This is a genomic window from Prevotella lacticifex (assembly GCF_019973375.1).
GTDB classification, from domain to species: Bacteria; Bacteroidota; Bacteroidia; order Bacteroidales; family Bacteroidaceae; genus Prevotella; species Prevotella lacticifex.
The window spans coordinates 582,890-600,817 of sequence record NZ_BPTV01000001.1 but is presented as its reverse complement, the minus strand read 5'-3'; the positions used below and the strand labels follow the sequence as shown (position 1 = coordinate 600,817).

General features: G+C 57.1%; 7 protein-coding genes. All 7 read right to left on the bottom strand.

Annotated elements, in window-relative coordinates; all coding sequences use genetic code 11:
* Positions 1 to 74: 74 nt before the first annotated feature.
* The 7 genes from LDN30_RS02175 to LDN30_RS02145 all read right to left on the bottom strand — a co-directional run bounded on the left by LDN30_RS02175 (position 75) and on the right by LDN30_RS02145 (position 17,922).
* Positions 75 to 3,050 carry a two-component regulator propeller domain-containing protein gene (locus LDN30_RS02175; protein WP_223924971.1) on the bottom strand — a complete coding sequence of 992 codons (2,976 nt, stop codon included), beginning with the start codon at positions 3,048 to 3,050 and terminating at the stop codon, positions 75 to 77.
* Positions 3,051 to 3,091: 41 nt separating this feature from the next.
* A complete protein-coding gene (locus LDN30_RS02170) occupies positions 3,092 to 5,761 on the bottom strand; it encodes a glycoside hydrolase family 2 protein (protein ID WP_223924969.1) in 2,670 nt (889 codons plus the stop codon).
* A 451-nt stretch (positions 5,762 to 6,212) separates the two neighbouring features.
* Positions 6,213 to 7,637, bottom strand: a complete 1,425-nt coding sequence (locus LDN30_RS02165) for a sialate O-acetylesterase (RefSeq protein ID WP_223924968.1) — start codon at positions 7,635 to 7,637, stop codon at positions 6,213 to 6,215.
* The gene (locus LDN30_RS02160; RefSeq protein WP_223924966.1) at positions 7,624 to 10,941 is read right to left on the bottom strand and encodes a glycosyl hydrolase; all 3,318 of its coding nucleotides are present in this window, start codon (positions 10,939 to 10,941) and stop codon (positions 7,624 to 7,626) included. Before LDN30_RS02160 ends, LDN30_RS02165 begins: the two co-directional genes overlap by 14 nt.
* Positions 10,938 to 13,781: a glycoside hydrolase family 2 protein gene (locus LDN30_RS02155; RefSeq protein WP_223924964.1), complete on the bottom strand. Its 2,844-nt coding sequence runs from the start codon at positions 13,779 to 13,781 to the stop codon at positions 10,938 to 10,940. Before LDN30_RS02155 ends, LDN30_RS02160 begins: the two co-directional genes overlap by 4 nt.
* Positions 13,782 to 14,321: 540 nt before the next feature.
* Entirely contained in the window at positions 14,322 to 15,686 is a 1,365-nt protein-coding gene (locus LDN30_RS02150; protein ID WP_223924962.1) for an acetylxylan esterase, read from the bottom strand.
* Positions 15,616 to 17,922, bottom strand: coding sequence for an alpha-L-rhamnosidase (locus LDN30_RS02145; RefSeq protein WP_223928606.1), 2,307 nt, complete (start codon positions 17,920 to 17,922; stop codon positions 15,616 to 15,618). Before LDN30_RS02145 ends, LDN30_RS02150 begins: the two co-directional genes overlap by 71 nt.
* Positions 17,923 to 17,928 lie beyond the last annotated feature (6 nt).

Genomic DNA, 17,928 nt, shown 5'->3' with positions numbered 1-17,928 from the left:
ATGTCGTAAAAAAGTTAACTTTCATCAAAAGGACGGACACGGTCTAATACTGTAACACTTAAATTTTTATTTTTTTAATTTTCTTTCCTATTCTTATAGTCACGTGGGCTCATGCCATACTTTTTCCGGAAACATTTGCCGAAATAACCGACGTCGCTGAAGCCTGAGGCGTATGCCACATCAGTGATACTGCGGTCGGAATGCGTCAGCAGATCAACGGCCTTGGTCAGTTTGTAGTTTCTGACAAATTCCGACGGCGACTCTCCCGTAAGTGCCTTAATGCGCTTGAAGAGGGCACTGCGGCTCATCCCGAGCTCTCCGGCAAGGGCATCCATGTCGAAATCGGCCTTGTCGATGTTAGCCTCAACGGCATCCTTGACCCTCTGCATGAAGGCCTTATCCTCCTGCTCCATGGTGAACTGACGCTTGAATTCGGCCACCTTCGACTGCACATAGAGGTCGTTCTTCAGTCGGATCTGATACCTTACATACCGGAACAGAGCCACGGCCGCAGCCATAGCGAGCAGAAAATATATGGCATAAGCCCACCACGTAGCCCACCACGGCGGCAGAATGACGATATGGAGCCGTCTGACCGCCGGATGACCGGGGTTGGCAGCATCGGCAGCCTCGACCACAAACGTGTACTCGCCCCATGGCACCTGTGAATAGGAAGCCATGCGGTTGCGCCCGTCATAGTGCCAGTCGGTGTCGAAACCCTCAAGGCGATGACGGCAGATGATATTGTTCTGACTACCGTAGTCGAGCACGGCAAACGTCAGGGTGAGCATGTTCTGGTCGTGACTGAGCCTCATCTCGTCCGAGTAAGTTATAGAACCGTCGGTGACAGAGTGGTCTAAATGTCTTATATCCTGATTGTTAACGGTACAGCCGACAATATAAACGGGGAAAGAATCCTTAGGCTGCATGAGTCCGTCGGGACGGAAAACGAGTATTCCCTCCTTACTTCCCATCCACAGTTCGCCATTGGTATTGCGCATGGCCGCACCCTCCTCGAATACTATCGGCGGCAGACCATCGGAACGTCCGAACGTCCGAACGCGTCTCGCAGCCTCATCGTAGCACGACAAACGGTCGGAACCGGCGAGCCAGAGCTGCCGCCGCGAGTCCTCGACGACGGAGAGAACGACATCGTTCTCCATCCCTTCGCGCAGTCCCACATTATTAAATATAGGTACCTTAGCAGCCGAATCATATCCCGTCATGCGACTCAATCCGCCACCGAAGGCACATACCCACACATTCTTCCGGCTGTCGCGAAAGAGTGTGTAGATATCGGAGTTGACGAAAGGACTGGCCTGACGGTCGCGGAAAGTATCGAAACGGATGTCGGCCGGCGACCGAAACTGCGTGTTGACAGCCATCAGACCGTCGATGGTCCCGACCCACAGCCGTCCCGACCCGTCCTCCACCATGTTGCGGACCTCCATATACAGTCCGTAGCCGGGGTAGTGGGTCATGCCGTTAAGCTTATTATAAAAGGTGATGCTGTCACCATTTTCCGTCAGCAGATTGAGTCCGCCGTCGAGTGTTCCCACCCATATATTATGCTGCGAGTCCTCATAAGTGACGTAGACATTGTTACCACCGATGCTTGCGGGGTTGTTGCGGTCGTGACGGAAGTGGCGGAACCGCCATCCGCAGGGCTGCGACGCGTCGGCCGTGGCGAGCACGAGGCCGTCGCCCTTCGTCGACAGCCACAGCCGTCCCCGACTGTCAGCCATGATATTATATACCGAGCCGATGCCGTAATCGGTGTAGCGGAGCGTCTGTTTGAGTCGCCCGGAGCTGTCGAAGATATATAAATTCTTGTTGCGCGAGCCCGCCCACACATCGCCATCGGCCAGTTGGAATATCGACCTTATGCCGTTGTTGCCCGAATCGGGTACGGTGATGAGGCGGAACTGCGACAACGGGAATGTCACCTTGTATATTCCGCGTCCCGCCGTCGTCAGCCACAGGTCGCCGGAGGGGTCGGCGAGCATGCCGATATACCTCACCGTGGGCTTGCCCTGAGTCATTCCCTCAGCGGCATTCACCGGCATCACCCTCATCGTCAAGGTATTGACGCACAGAGCCTCGCCGGCTTCGGTGAGCACAAAGAGGCGGTTTCCCGACCGGCAGAATACCGGACTCGTAATCTTTCCCGACAGCGCAAGGGTATAATCGGCTTGCTGATGAGTCTTTGGGTTATATCCATAGAGATGTCCGTCGGCAAGGGCCCACACCGTCCCCTTGGCGTCGGTGCAGCGGTGCGAGGCCTCATCAAGCCCGCGGAACCGCTGGCGGTAGAAATCCAAATTATGGTATGCGGCACTCCTACCCGTTGCTATCGGCATGGCGAAAATGCTGTAGTCGCGTCCCACCCAGGCCGCATAGCCGTTGCGGATGTCGACAAGGTCGGTGCGCAACTGCATACTGCTCTTGTCGATGGCACCGTGCGAATTAGCAATGAGGCGCAGTTCGACACGTCCGTCGGCAGTGGTGGAACCGAGAAGGAGATTCTTATCCTTCGTAAGGAGGAGCACATGACCGCGCGAGTCGGACTGTATCTTAATAATTTGCAGGTTGTTAGTATAGCGTTTCAGTTCGTTCTCGACATTCTTGAACCTGTCCTCACGTTTGAAGAGCACCGACAGCCGCCAGTCGAGGGTCTTGACCCAGATATTGCCCTGACCGTCCTCGACCATCGTCTCGACCTTCCTCGGCGGCTGGTCTGATTTCGACGAGAAGAGTCCCGTGTAGTTTTGGAAGTGCAATCCGTCGAAACGGCTGACGCCATACCACGTGCCGAACCACATGAATCCGTCGCCGGTGCGTATCACACTGCTCACGATGCCATAGGGAAGTCCGTCTTCGACGGTATAGTTCTCCACGATGGCATTGCCGGTGGCGACCGGTGCGGGAGTACCGTCGACGACGTTCCTTCCCCTGTTTACGGCAAACAGAGGAAGGACGGCGAGCATTATCAGCAGTGGTTTTAGCAGATTTGTCCTCACCGTTGCGCCCTCACAGAAAAATTCCGACATTCCATTGGCATTCCCTCATCACTCGCAGAATATTGTATTGTCTACTTAATACCGAAATCGGCCTGCTGCTGTTCGACCTCTTTAAGGATGTCAGCCTTCTGCTTATCGGTCAGACGGGCTGTCGGCACCGGCGTTACAGCAGCGGTGGCAGCCGCAGACATCACTGCGGGAGCGGTGTTCTCGTCACCGGCCTTCACCCCGTTGTTCAGCACGAACGGCATCTCGGCAGGCACCGACTCTATGTCCAAATCGACTGGCTGGGGCGCATGAGCACCGGGGAACTGCACCTCGGCATGAATATGAATGCGTCCGGCGCGGCGCGTCGACTGCACAAGGATTGGCGCCGAGCCCCACTCCACGGCCCGCGGATTGGCGTTAATGCCGGCATTGTCGCCGACGATACGGCCTTCGCCGGTCACCGTGAACCGGATATTCTCCTTCGCTAAGCGCCGCACATTGCCGTTGTCGTCGGTGACCTCACACACTACGACGACGAAGTCGGAACCGTCAGCGACGAGCTTACGGCCCATCTCGTCGACCGAGAGGCGCAGTTTCGTGCTGCGGCGCGACGGCATCCTCACATCGGAGCATACCACGCGGCCGCCGATGATGCCCTCGGCAACCATCTTAACCTTCTGCCAGGCCTTATGTTTATAGCTGTGATCGCGGGCCTCCCAGAAGTTCCAGGCATCGTGGAAGATGACAGGAGCCGAGAACTGGGTGTTCAGCTCAGCATCGCTGCATCCCTCCGGGGTGTGGCGGACGGGCAGCGTCCAGCTCTTCTCGCCGTCGTAAGTGGTCAGACGGACACTGTCGCAGTTGGAGAACACCACCACATCGCTGTCGGAGAATGGTGTCATCTCGTGGGCTATATGTACCATCGGCCGGTTGAGACGGGCCAGCACGCTGTCGGCACCAACCTCGTTTCGGTCCGTAACAGCCTTATTCTGAGCGGCATAGAACCAGTAGACGGTCTTCGGCTGCCGGAACGCGTCGTAGTCGCCACCCCAGTAAGGATCGGGATGATATCCACGCTGATGGTCGAAGGGATGCCACTGCGCACCACCGATGAACTGTCCGCCGGTGCGGTACATCTCCTCCGTGGTCTTTGCCAACGAGAGAGCCTGCACGAGCATGGGGCGCTCACCCCACGACCGGCTTGCGCGGTTGATGCAGTTATGGGCATACCAGTCGTCGACATACTCACCGAACTCACGCGTGAAGATACACTGCTTGGGGCGGTTGGCCTTGGCATCGTCGCCGGGCCATCCGTAAACGACATCATAATTGTCGCGGACACCGGCCGAATTGACGTCGGCAGCGGCAGCCGGACGGTAGGGATAGGGATATTCGTCCTTCGTTATCTGTAGCGACTTCAGGGCGAAATCCTTCGGGAAACGGGTCTCGTTGAGTATCGGTTCCCACATCAGCACACATGGATGATTGCGGTCGCGGCGGATGATGTCGCGCGTATTCTTATATACTCTCTGCTCAAACCGCGGGTCGGAGGAGTTCCAGAACTGCCATCCCGGGGTAGCCACGATGATGAAAAGTCCAAGCTCATCGCAGGCATCCATGAACGAAGGGTCCTGCGGATAGTGCGCCGTGCGGATGATATTGAACCCTAAGCTCTTCAGCCGGAGGGCGTCGCGCCACTGCTGACTGTTCGGAACAGCATTGCCCACATAGGCAAAATCCTGATGGCGGTTGCCGCCGATGAACTGGCGGTAGTGCTTGCCGTTGAGCCAGAAACCGTCGGCACCACGGAACTCCACACTCCTGATGCCGATGCGTGTGGCCCCACCGTCGAGGGTGCGCGAGCCCTGCTTGACGCGTGTGACGAGCGTGTAGAGATAGGGCGACTCAGGCGACCACAGGCTGGGGCGTGCGACATGCATGCTGACAACGGCCGTAACGGTGTCGCCGGCCATGACGGTCAGCGTATTGCTCTTGCGGGCAACGGTGCGCCCGTTCTTGTCGACAAGACTGTTCTCGACAACGATTTTCGATGCCGATGCCGACAGATTGCACACGTCGGTGTTGACATGGACGTCGGCAGCCTTCGCGGTGATGTCGGAATAGTGGACGAACACTCCCCCACCCGCCTTGCGACCGGCCTCCAAGGGGTCGGTGATGTGGATGGGATTGCGCGACAGAAGCCACACGTCGCGGTAGATGCCGCCATGATAGCAGAAGTCGAGACCAGCCTGAGGCTTTCCCGGCGGGAACGACTTGTCGTCGCTGTTGTCGGCCTTGACGGCCACGACGCAACGGTCGCCTTTCCTTATTTTCTCCTTGTCGAGGTCGACGATAACCGGCAGATAGCCGCCGAGATGCGTGGCGGCGAGCTTGCCGTTGACGTAGATGTCCTGCTTGCCCATGATGGCCTCGAAGTAAAGGGTCAGGTGGTCGGCAGGAGCCGTGAACACCTTGCGGTACCACGCCACACCCTGGTAGTTGCGGCCGCCGGAGCTTTCGGCCGGTTCGAGTTTCACGCAGTGAGGAGTGCTCACCACCTCCCAGCCGGAATCATCGTAGTCGGCGCGCCAGGCACCGTCGGCATCGCCCAAATGGAAACGCCACTGAGGATTGAAATCCCATACCATCCTCCCCTGATTGCTTATCGGGAAGAATCCGGCTACGGAGGGCTTCTCGGCAGCACCGAGAGCGATAGTCACGAAGAGCAGTAGTAATACTGTAAGATGTCTCATATAATATTTTCTTTCATTTGTCGGACAATTGCCGCATTAGTTAGATTAGTGATTGCAAAGTTACACATTTTTTGTCGCTTTCCCATTTTTTCAGCCAAGAAAATGCAATACGACAGCATACCCAACGGAGATGAATATAGATTCGGGTGCGGAGGCGGACAGCCGATGCCATCAACCGGAGAATACGGTCTTAACCCGCGGAATGGGCGGACGGTCACAAGGAGCAGTGCTCTGCAACGGGTCAGTCAGGCTTGCCGAAAGAGTAAAAATATTTCAAAACGGCAAAAGAACCGATTCGCCTTTGCAACTCACTGATATTCAATTAGTTTCAAAAGAGGCCCATTTGGCGTTGCAAAACGGCCCATTTCAGCTTGCAAAACGGACCGTTTCGCATTCTAAAACGGACCGTTTCAGAACGCGAAATGGCATGTTTTGAAAAGTGTAAAGATATTTACCAATTATCACTCCGGAAACTGCTCACCGGCAGTCCGTCGTGCATGAGGTCGCCGTCGGCCCAGTCGTGGAAGGCATAACGCACGGCCACAGGCTGTCGGACACTGTCGGAGCGGAGGTAGAGGCGGTTGCGCGTGATCCAAGCCTGAGCCTTATGGAAAACATGGTCGCTGCCCGCAATCTCGTAATTGTCGGCTGGTGTTCCGTTATCGAAGTATATCCACTCACGGCTGTTGTCGAAGGCCACAACGGCAGTATCACCATGAAACTCGACGTTCTTATACTTGGCATAGTCGGGGAGACGCGCCATGCCGTAGGTGTTTCCTAAGGCGAGTAGTGCCAGACGGTCGCCGGCCTGCCGCTTCTTGCGGGGGTGGATACCCCGTTTGAGTCCGGCATCCATGAGCACAGCCATCCTGCTGTTCGGCACGAGAGCCTCTACGCGGCTCTGCTGCTCACGGAGGAAGGCACTGTTGTAGTTCCAGCCTATCAGCGAATAGTCGTAAGGTGCTATCTGACAGTAGTAGAACGGGAAGTCGCCCTGGCCCCACTCTCGGCGCCATCCTTGAATCATCGTCGACAGCTGGTCGGCATAGGTCGACGCACGACTGACGTTCTCCTCACCCTGATACCAGATGACGCCACGCATCGACAGTCCTACGAGGGGATGGAGCATGCCGTTGTAGAGTGCTGTCGGACAGCGTTGGTGGAGGCGTTTGACGTCGGCCGTCGTCACACTGTCACCACCACACTTGAAGGGATCGAGCCACGCGGGGTCCATCCGCTTGCGGTTCATCCACGCCTCGCACGCACTGCCGCCCCACGACACGACGATGAGGCCGACGGGAACGTCGAGACTCTGGCGCAGGGCCTTGCCGAAGTAGTAGGCCGTGGCACTGAACTGGCGCACGGTAGCGGCCGTAGCCTCATCCCATTGTCCGACAACGGTGTCGACAGGCTGGGCAGTGGCGTTGCGACTGACGGTGAAAAGGCGCAGCCGCGGGTCGCGGCAGCTGAGCAGGTCGGCATCGGCACCCTCGACGGGCTGGGCTTTGAAGCCCTTCATCGGCATCTCCATATTCGACTGTCCGCTGCATATCCACACCTCACCGATAAGGACGTTGCGGATGGTGAGGCGGTCGCCGTCGCTGAGGGTGATGTCGTAAGGGCCTCCGGCCGACGGGGTCGGCACCTCAAGTGTCCACCGGCCGCCGGCATCGACCTTGGTAGTGTAGCCGTGGCCGTTCCACGATGGTCGGACGATAAGGGTCTTTCCGGCCGCAGCCGTGCCCCAGAGGCGGCAGCGGGTGTTCTGCTGGAGCACCATTCCGTCACCGAAGAAGCGGGGCATGACGACCTTGGCCTGTGCCATTATGGCGACAAGCAATGCTGAGAGAAGGGTAAGTAGTCTATTCATTTTCATATTTCCAGAATTTCAATTCTACGGGAGAGAGCAGTCCGGCGGGCAACAGACGGTCCGACTTCGTACGGTAGCGTCCGTTGGTCCAGATGCCGCCGAAGGGCGCGTGGCCCTTGTCGGCGCCGAGGAGGGCGTTGTGCCACGTGTTGACGACTATGATACGAACATTGTTGCGGCCCCGGTGCAGGGCCGGAGTGATGTCGACAGCGTAGGGAGGCGTCCATGCAATGCCGCAGTCGGTGCCGTTGACGAAGACGTGGGCAACGTCGCGGACATCGACGAGCATCAGTGTGCAACCGTCGAAGTGTTCGCTGACGTCCACCGTTGTCTCTATAGTGGCATGTTCGCTATAATAGGCAATGCTGTCGTCGGGGCTCACCGACCAGTCGATACGAAGGGGCTCGCCGACGGGAAGGGGCCGGCTGATGCCCGATTCGTCGAAGACAATCCTGCTGCCGCGACCACATCTCATCACGACGGTGTGCTCTTTCTTCGGCCGGAGGGGAGCCACGACGGCACTGTCGCTACTGAGCCGGATGATGGCGGAGCCATAAGCTGACAGCGAAAGGCGAGCTGCGGTGCGGCCGTCAGGAGCTGCCAAGAGGCGGAGAGGCTCCGACCGTCCGTCGACGGGATTCATAATGGTGGCCGAAGTGTACGTACCGCGGAACGAGACCGTGACGGTCCGGGGCCGCGGAGCCTGGTTGCTGATGAAGAAAATCTCACCGCTGTCGGTGTGGCGGTGGGCATAGTCCATACTGTCGGGGAGCACGATGTCGGGCTGCAGGCCGTATTCGGAGAAGTCGCGACCGGCGTATGGTTCGGTGATGACGATCATCCCACTGCGCCGCAAGCTGTCGATGCGTGCGCTGACGGCAGCCGACAGTGGCGCGGCTTTGACACCGGGAGCATACTGACGGGGCACAACGAGGACCTTATATGCCGGACAGCGACCGCTGCGGAAGGCCGGCGAGAGCAGCGCATCGGGTCCTACGCAGTCGTATTTGTAGCCACCGAGGGCGTTGCTCCAGCCGTCGAGCGAGAAGATATTGGCCGAATGGGTCACGCCGACGGGCGATTCCTCGAGGGGCTGGCCTACGTTGGCGAGACGGATGCGCTCGCTTTCGACACGCCGCGGACCGAAAAGTGCGGGGAGCATCGGTACGAGACGGTCGGGGGTTACGGACCGCGATGGTATCTCCTCGCCCGTAAACACAGCCACATCAACGACGGGTGTGCCCTTCTGGAGCTCTGTCTGACAGCGCCGGATGTAGTCGACGAGGGCTTTCGACTCCCCATACCACGTGTTGCCGCGCTGGAAGAAGAGGCCTATTCCGTCGAGGGTCATCCCCGGACGACGGTCGGGATAGGGTTCGTGGGCATCGACATGGAAGAACAGCCGGTTCATGCCGAGACAGAAATTGCGGTCGAGGAGGGGTTTAATCATGGCGGGAGTCTCGTCCCAAGTGCCTCGGACCTCAGTGAAACCTTCAGCCTGGACGATATTCTTGCCGTAAACATGGGCACCGCTAACGGCATCAAGCATGTCGCAAGGCTTATCGTGCGTCGGTGAGCGGAGCCAGAACTCGCCCATCGGAATGTCGGAAAGCCGGTAGTGCTCTATACCGTCTGCGGGGAAGGTTGGGGCTATACTCTCGTGCGAAACGAGCATACCGTGGTCGTGGGCCACGGCCGAAACGGTGGCAAAAAACTTGTCGTTGACAAGGTCGTTGATAGTCCGGCGGACATCGCGGAGCACCTGTTCGCTCTTCGCCGGCGACTCTACCGCATAGCCGCAAAGTACTGGCAGATAGGGTGTAAGGTCGTAGCCGCGGTGCTGCCGGAACTCGTCGGCGAAATTCTCGCCCCAGTTCTGAGCACCACACTCCCACGAGTCGACATGCAAGTACTTCACTACCGAGGCGTGGGGACGGGCTGCGAACCGCAGGAACCATCCGTCGAGGAGTTTCTTTGTGGCACCGACGGAGAACTTGTCGACCTCCAATCCCTTGCCACCACCGGCAGTAGCGTTCATCTGTCCGGTCGAGGTGTGGCCGATGCGGAGTATTCTGACGTACGGCGAACGGTCGGTCGGCACGTCCGAAGCATCGATGGCAGCGGGCGGAAGGAGCGAGTCGGAAGGCACACGCCATACGATTCCGCTCTTGGCCTCGTAGTTGTCGATGCGCGATTCGTTCGAGAGGACTATATTGCGGAGCTTCAAGAGGGGTTTCCATTTGGCCGCATCGAGGTCCTCACAGCCCGGTTCGGTACCCGCGGGAGTCCACGAGAAACGGAAGAAACGGGCCTTGGTAGGTGGCAGGGCGAAGGTATAGGCACTGCCAGTGTTCTGCCATCCCTGTCGTGGGGGGACGAGCTGGCGTACGCGGTGGTAGCTGATGCCGTCGGCAGAAGCCTCAACAAGGAGGCGCTCCGACTGCACATTGTTGCCTTCGGGCTCCACAATCATACTGCGGACGGTCACCGGTGAGGCAAACGAATAGGTAATACTGGCGGGGCGCGAGGCCAGCCAATAGCCTTTCTTTGAGGAAATTTCGGGCGAGAGGATGATGCTGTCGGGGGTCCACCGGCGCGGAATCTCATTGCAGGGAATGGCTATCCGGGCAATATCCTCATAGTAGCCGCGGTAGGATTCGGGCTTATCGACGGGATAATCGGCAATGGTCTTATGGCTACGGAGGTATCGGCGGTAGTCGCGGCGGGTGATGACGGTGTCGGTCCAGACCACCTTCTGCATGCTCTCGGCGGGGGTAATGGTGGGGAATCCGGCCAGGGCAAAACCGTCGCTGACATGGATGCCCATATTCAGACCGAGGGAGTCGGCCTGCGCGAAAGCGTAGTCGACCATCGACCAGAACGTCGGCGAGAGCTGGGTAGCGGTACCATGGAACTCGGGTTTATCCTTTGGCGACCTGATGAACATCAGATAGCAGCCGCCAAGACCGATGTCCTTCATTCCGCAGAGGTCGGCATGAATACCTGCTTTCGACACCGCGCCGTACATCCAATACCAGAATGTCCACGGGCGGGCGGCCTCTTCAGCCGACGTTTTTGGGGCGATGGTGGCGGCAGCAGGATTATCACAAGCCGAAATATGGGGAAGATTAGCTACTGCTGCGGCATTAGCCGTGAGGGGCGAGAGGCTTTCAGCAGCTGCTCCGAAGCCCGATGAAATGGGTGATTTTGACGACGAAATCCCGTTTCCGAGGCAATAGTTCAAGGCTTTGGAACCCAACGGCGTCGCCACAAGGACTGCGGCAAGGAGTATGGCTTTCCGTATCGTCATGGCTTTTCAAACTTTAGGCTGAACTGTATCGTACCGTTGCCACTGAGCCAGCGTGGTTGTGCCGACGGACCATTGAGGTCGGTGCAGTTGACTTTGTTGCGGACGGCAGGGATAACGCCAAGGATGGAGATGCCGGTATGAGGAAGTTCATAGAGCAGATGGTCGCGCCCGTCGCGCGGTTCGTAGACTCCTATATAATAATGTGGGTCATTGCCGATGGTGATATCGCCTTCCGTGGTATGCAGACGCATCCAGTCGACACCGGCAAAGTAGCCTTTGAACTCGGGATAATCCCAACTCTCGCCGGGAATAGGGTCGTTGTAGCTGTTCGACCAGTAGCCATACTGAGGGCCCTGCAGCCGGTTCTGCCACACGCGGTAGGGTCCGTTGCCGACCCACGACTTCGAAAGGACGTCCGTTTCGGGGTAATCGAAACTGACACCCATAAGGTCGACAACTCCACCGAAGTGGTAACCGACGTTAATAATGGCGGTTCCATCGGCGCCGAAGGTCCACACGACGCTGTCGACGGTGCCGTTGTCGTAGTGCGCGACGAGCTTATTGCCGTCATGGCTGAACCCAGCAAAGGTGGCATAGTCCTTGTACAGCGTGTATTGCGTTTTCTTTTTCTCCGCGTCGGGGTCGTCGTGGTTGTAGAACTGGTCATAACTGCGGTCGCTGCGACGTGCCGCCACGAAGCGCGGACCGTTGGCAAGATGGATTGTCCGACCGCCGACGGCAGCGGCATTGAGGTGCCCCGTCGACTGAGAAAAGGTGTAAACGGTATTTCCGGCGGTAACGGTGAGACTGTCGCCACGGTCGGAGAATACCGGCAGAAACGATGAATTCGATGTTTTTGGCGATTTTACCGTACTGCGAGGCCAGCTCCATGTCATGATATCCTTGCCGAAAGCATCGGTGCAGGTGACCTCTATGCAGTCGGCATTGCGGGGTGCGTCGGTGATGGTGAGGAGGGTTTTCTGTCCCGGTCGGACATCTATGGGGTTCAGCCGACCGCTCTTCAGTGTCACGACACGGTCGCTGCCGGGTTCCGGCATGAACAGATAGCGGTAGCGGAAGGTGCACTGGCGGAGGTTAGTGAAGTTGTAGTGGTTTGTGACTTCCATACTGTCTGCAGCGGCAAAAGCTGCCGACGGATGATTTATCCGGCGCAGCTGAACGGGGCTCCACACCTCACGGATGGTGTAGTAGGAGCCTTCTTTCTCGAAGTGCGGACCCACAATGCCGTCGGCTCCGAAGTTACCCATACAGTCGATGATTCCGCCCTTATCGGTGCGGACGACGCCCTCATCGGCCAAATCCCACAGGAAGCCACCGGCGCAACGGGGATTCGACATCATCATTGCCCAGTAGTCGGCAAGTCCGGCACCGTGTCCGCCGTCGTAAAGACCATGGAGAAACTCCGTCGGCATGAAGATTTCGGGCTCGCGCATGTACTCCTCGGTCTCGCCATAAGACCGATAGTGCTTGGTTTCGAAGCCGTTGCGGTTGGCCCAGGGGTAGAGGACAACGCGGTTCTGAATATCATATTTATGGAAGAAAGGCTCCAGATCGTAGTTGAAGCCTCCCTCATTACCGTTCGTCCAGAACAGTATAGAAGGGTGATTGACATCGCGGGTGACCATTTCCTCAACGAGCTTGGAACCCACAACGGTCTCGTGAGCCCAATGCCAGCCGCTCAACTCGCAGTCGACATAGAGTCCGAGGGAGTCGCAGGCATCGAGAAATTCGGGGTCGGCAGGATAATGTGAGAGTCGGACGGCGTTCATATTCATCGACTTGATGAGCTCTACGTCCTCCACACACTTAGCCGGACTGAGTGTGCGACCGCTCTCCGGACGGAAGGAATGGCGGTTGACACCCTTGAGAATAATCTTCGTGCCGTTGACGTAGATGCCGTCCGACTTGCGGTATTCGATGGTGCGGAAGCCGAATTTCTGGCTCTCGCGGTGCAGAACATGACCGTCGCGGCCGATGAGTTCGAACGTAGCGGCATAGCGGTTGGGGGTCTCGGCGGTCCACAGCCGTGGATTGCGGACAACGAAATCGACATGGGCGACATCGCTGTTGCGGCAGTCGGTGACACAAGAGCCTACCGTTCTTCCGGCAAGATCCTTGACCGTGGTGTGCACTTTGGCCCCTTCGACGGCACGGTTGAGGAAGCAGTCGGCACGGAAACGGCCGTCCATACCTGCGTCGATGGCCACCCTACGGATGTTCAACACGGGCTTGGAGACGATGAATACGGGCCGGATGATACCGCCGAAGTTCCAATAGTCGGCACGGCGCTCAGCCATATTGACCTGTCCGTTGGCACTCTCCTTGCTCACTTCCACCTCGAGGAGATTCTTCTTTTTACCGAAATTGACGCGGTCGCTGACGTCGAAAGCGAAACGATAGAAACCTCCCTGATGAGTGCCGGAGCCGGCCTTACGACCGTTGATGGTCACCTTGGCATCGGTCATGACGGCTTCGAAGACAATCTCTGTCTGCCGGTTGCGCCACGATTCGGGCAGCGTGAACTCGTATTTGTACAGTCCTTTCTCGTTGGCGATACCCGGCGGATTCTTGATACCGTAGAACCGCATGCCATACTGGTAGGTGCCGAAGCCCTGAAGTTCCCAGCACGACGGTACGCCGATGGTAGTCCAACAGCCCGAATTCTGTCCGTCGGTACAGTAGAACTGCCACTTGACCATGTCGTCACAGCCGTGGCCGGAGAGATAAAGACGGTGTGTGGCAACATCGTCCTGACCCGACAGCGGCAGGACTGCAAGACTTATGAGCAATAGAAGGATGGTCTTTCGTAGGACTTTCATAGATATCTCGATATAGTTTCTTCTTTTGGGAATCGTGGTTTCGTCGCAGTCACGATATATTCAGGTAATCACGGGGTCGTCGACCAATGGAAATCAGACCGCCGGATGATGGAATGCTAAGTGCAAACCGGTTGTGACAGAGCCACTGAACAGTGGTGTTTGAGCGTCAGTCACCATCTTATTAAATGACGGAAGAACCGCTGTTTTGTAATCAGAAAGCCCAGGCATCGGTCCTTGCAGCATAATAATTCTATTTTGAAATATATTTACACCATTCCAAAATATACCGTTTCGGCTTGCGAAACGGCCCGTTTCAGCTTGCGAAATGGACCGTTTCGCGTCCTAAAACGGACCGTTTTAGAACGTCAAATGGCATGTATTGATAACCCATTGAAAATCAACAATATACAAGGACGGTCCAAAACGGATATTAATATGAATTACTTTTACATATTATTACAAGTTACCAGATTTCCGTTTCATGCTCCGATGCTATATAATATAATGTAGGCTGATGAATGAATCAAGCCATTGGACAAGTCATTTGAGCGTTACCTTATGGATGGCGATGCGGCTTTGGAGCACTTCCGGAGCCACAACTGTCACCTTACTCTCGTCGCAAAGACTCTTGTCGAGACCGAAGACGCGGACGAAGAAGTCGTAGTTGGCCTGTCGTTTGTTCGGTCCGTAGTCGTGGCGCTCACCCGGCAGATGGACGTTCTCCACCTTATCGCGGGCTCCATAGAATCCATAGACATACTGAAGGAAAGGATATTCGAGTGTGGGAACGGATGCCGTCCAGTCGCCTCCGTCGCTGACAATCTGCAAAGGACGCGGCGCAAAGAACGAGATCAGCTCGGCATTGCATGTTCCGCCGCCCGCAAGCTGGATGGGTTTGCCGCTCTCGCAGGGACAGCCGCCGTCAAAATGGCTTGCGAGGTTGACCGTCGGAGCCGCAGCCTTGATGCGGTCGTCGAGGACGGTAAGGAGCACAGTGTGGGTGCCACCGCCCGACCCGCCGTTGACACCGATGCGGTTATGGTCGATGTCCTTGCGGTTATTCCACATATAATCGAGCAGGACCTCAGCGTTGAGAGCCTGGATGACGTGGGCGCGGTCTGTGCGATGACTGTCCTTGCCATACTCTTCCTCACTCTGTCCCCATCCGTAGAGGTCGAAATCGACGCACACGGCACCCATCCTTGCGAACGTAGCCAGCCGCAGCTGCTCATCTTTGCGATAGCGACCACCGGCAAAATGGCCGTCAGGACAGATGATCAGCGCATATTTTCCGGTGCCGTTGGCTGCACGCCAGCGCCGTTGTGTGGCCTTGTCGGGATGGGGCGTGTAGATGGTTCCGAAGAGATGCTCGCCGGGAAGGGTCTCGATGCAGATGTTCTGGGTGGTATATCCGTCGCGCACAAGGACCTTCCCCAATACCGGTCTGGCATGGACGAGACAGCGCTTGTAGTCGTCGATGCCCAACAAACGGCGTACCTGAAGGCGCACACTGTCGCGACGGACCTCGAACTGCTGGCGGTTTGAGTAGAGACCCCGGAGGTAATCGAGCATCCGCGCACCCTCGTCGGTGTGACGGCGGGGATACTCGTAAGGCTTAATCTTGTACAGACCGTCGTTCTGTTTCCACCAGTTGAAATCGAAATACTTACAGATATTCGTCAGCGTTTCCTCCAACGAGTAGGGCCGGACGCGGAAATCGGCATACGGCAGACGCAGTCCGACGGTGTCGACATTATACTTAAAGCGCACATTCCAGCGGTTGCCGACGGTCGTCATGATGTCGTGGAAACTGCGGGTGTACTGTCCGCCGTAGTTATTCTGAGCGTTTAAATTTGTAGTGCAGGCGAAGATGACGCTTAGCACACATAGAGTTAATCTTCTCATAGTCTATAATGATGATATTCTTTTCGGGAGACTCCACGCTGAGGTCGAAGACTCCGTTGTCAATTTTCCAACTTACGGCCACGCGCCGTGAGCCCACGTACGCCGTTGCGCGGACCCACCGGAGGTCGCCCATCGGCACCGGTGCTATGCTGGCGCGGCCGTTCTCGATATGTATTCCTGCCACGTCGGGCACAAGATGATTGTTGATGTGACCGAGCATGAAATGGTTTCGCGACGCACCACGGTCGGGGTCCCACTGCTCCGAGAGTGTTGTCAGACCCTTACGGAGCTGCGCTCCATAGCCGGGGACGTCGTAATGATTGAGCATCTTGTAGAGAAGGTCCTCCTGACCGGACCTGATGAGGGTTCGGAAGAGATAGGGCGTGCCGATATCACCGGTCGTCAGACGGTCACCATGACGGTGGATGTCGGCCACAAGACTATCGACGAGTGCCTGACGCTGGCCGTCGCGGTAGAGTCCGAGATCCAGCATTATGGCAATGGCAGCCTGCGACGAGGGTCGGAAACCGGCCCCGAGGAACGCCTGTCTGATGCTGTCGGCACGTGCGGAGAGGCCTGCGAGCCGCGTCCAGAGATAGTAATGGGCCGTACTGACGAGGGCTAACGACGTATTGCGGGAGAAGCCGGCGCGCCACGGTCCGTAGTCGTACCAGTCGCCAAGTCCCATCTTCAGTATTCCGGCGGAGTCGCGTTTGGCAAGGTAGTCAACATAACGGCGCATCTGAGGCAGGTACTTCTCCACCAGTCGGTCGTCGCCATAGACCTGCTTGTAGAGGAAAGGCAGGGCCACAAGAGCGCCTCCCCATTCCGGCGACTCGCGGAAAGGCGGGGCCCACGAGCCCTCGAAGCGGATGTACTCGGGGGCTATCTCCGGCATGGAACCGTCGGCATGCTGGGCGTCGGCGATAACAATCATCTCCTGCTCAATCATCTTCCGGCAGTCGAAATCGGTCATCAGCCCCGGTCCGTTGAGCCAGTCCTGCTCGAGCCACCCGAGCTTTTCACGAGCTGGGCAGTCGGTCCACACCGTCATCCAGTTGCTTTTCACTGCGTTGTTGACAAGGTCGAAGGTCTTATTGAAGAGCGGATTGGAACACGAGAACGATGCCATGCGGGAGGCGGCTGCATTATATATGAAATCGGAATGGAGCGAGATGATGACAGAATCGGACGGCAAATCGACTCCGTCGCTACCGCAGTCGTAATCAATCTGCACATATCTGAAGCTGTAATAAGTGAATCTCGGATGCCAACTTTCGCTTTCCTGACCGCCACAAGTATATATATAATAATGTGGTTTGCCCGTCTGCTTCTGACTGACGAGACCGTCCGGACGCAGCGTTTCGCCAACGGTCAGCGTAAATTGCATCCCGCGACGACTGCGGACGGTAATTTCGGGGAATCCGGCAAGATTCTGTCCCATATCGTAGACGACGGTATGGTGCCCCGTCGAGTCCGCTCTGTCGAGGAGCTTAGCCATGACCGGGAACCTCTCCATGATGCGGACGGGATCACAAATCTGCTTGCGGAGAACGCCACGGGGAGCCGTCTGCACCACGGCATGGGCATCGGCGGGCAGCGACGGACGCCAAAGTCGGGCATCATAGTCCTCACCGCCGTAGATGCTATTGTAGGTTACAGGGCTCAGCCGCCACTGCCACGAGCCGTCACTCATGACATTCTCGACACTGCCGTCGGCATATTCGATGCGCAAACGGAAGAGAAGGGTCAGCGGACCATAGTTGGTTGTGAGCTTATGATAGCGTCGTCCGTTCTCATGATAGAACCCGTTGCCGAGCCAAACTTCCACGTTATGTTCGATGGAATCGGCCATTTTGGAGGATAGCGCCTTCTTGTTACCACCACGGGACTGACCTTGCCGGATATCATTAATACAGTCGGTGACATCGAGAACATTATAGAATACCGTCTTGTTATAATCGCTCCATGCCGGCGAAAGGACATCGTCGGGACTGACGCGGTGCCCGTCGATGTACAGTTCGTAAGCCCCGAGACCGCAGACGAACGCTTCCGCCTTTCTAACTTTACGCTCACTGCTGTGGAAAGTCTTCGAAAGGATAATACTGCGGTCGGCCGACGAGTCGTTGGCATCGGCTGTAGCACCAATCCAAAGGGCACCGCCAAAGTCGTCACGGCCTTCGGCAAGCACCGCCAAAGGCATGAGAGCAAACAGTATAATCAGTATCTTCTTCATTCCATT

Excerpts from the sequence above, each read along its gene's own strand:
- LDN30_RS02175 (WP_223924971.1), bottom strand. The coding sequence starts at position 3,050 with ATGTCGGAATTTTTCTGTGAGGGCGCAACGGTGAGGACAAATCTGCTA.
- LDN30_RS02170 (WP_223924969.1), bottom strand. The coding sequence starts at position 5,761 with ATGAGACATCTTACAGTATTACTACTGCTCTTCGTGACTATCGCTCTC.
- LDN30_RS02165 (WP_223924968.1), bottom strand. The coding sequence starts at position 7,637 with ATGAAAATGAATAGACTACTTACCCTTCTCTCAGCATTGCTTGTCGCC.
- LDN30_RS02160 (WP_223924966.1), bottom strand. The coding sequence starts at position 10,941 with ATGACGATACGGAAAGCCATACTCCTTGCCGCAGTCCTTGTGGCGACG.
- LDN30_RS02155 (WP_223924964.1), bottom strand. The coding sequence starts at position 13,781 with ATGAAAGTCCTACGAAAGACCATCCTTCTATTGCTCATAAGTCTTGCA.
- LDN30_RS02150 (WP_223924962.1), bottom strand. The coding sequence starts at position 15,686 with ATGAGAAGATTAACTCTATGTGTGCTAAGCGTCATCTTCGCCTGCACT.
- LDN30_RS02145 (WP_223928606.1), bottom strand. The coding sequence starts at position 17,922 with ATGAAGAAGATACTGATTATACTGTTTGCTCTCATGCCTTTGGCGGTG.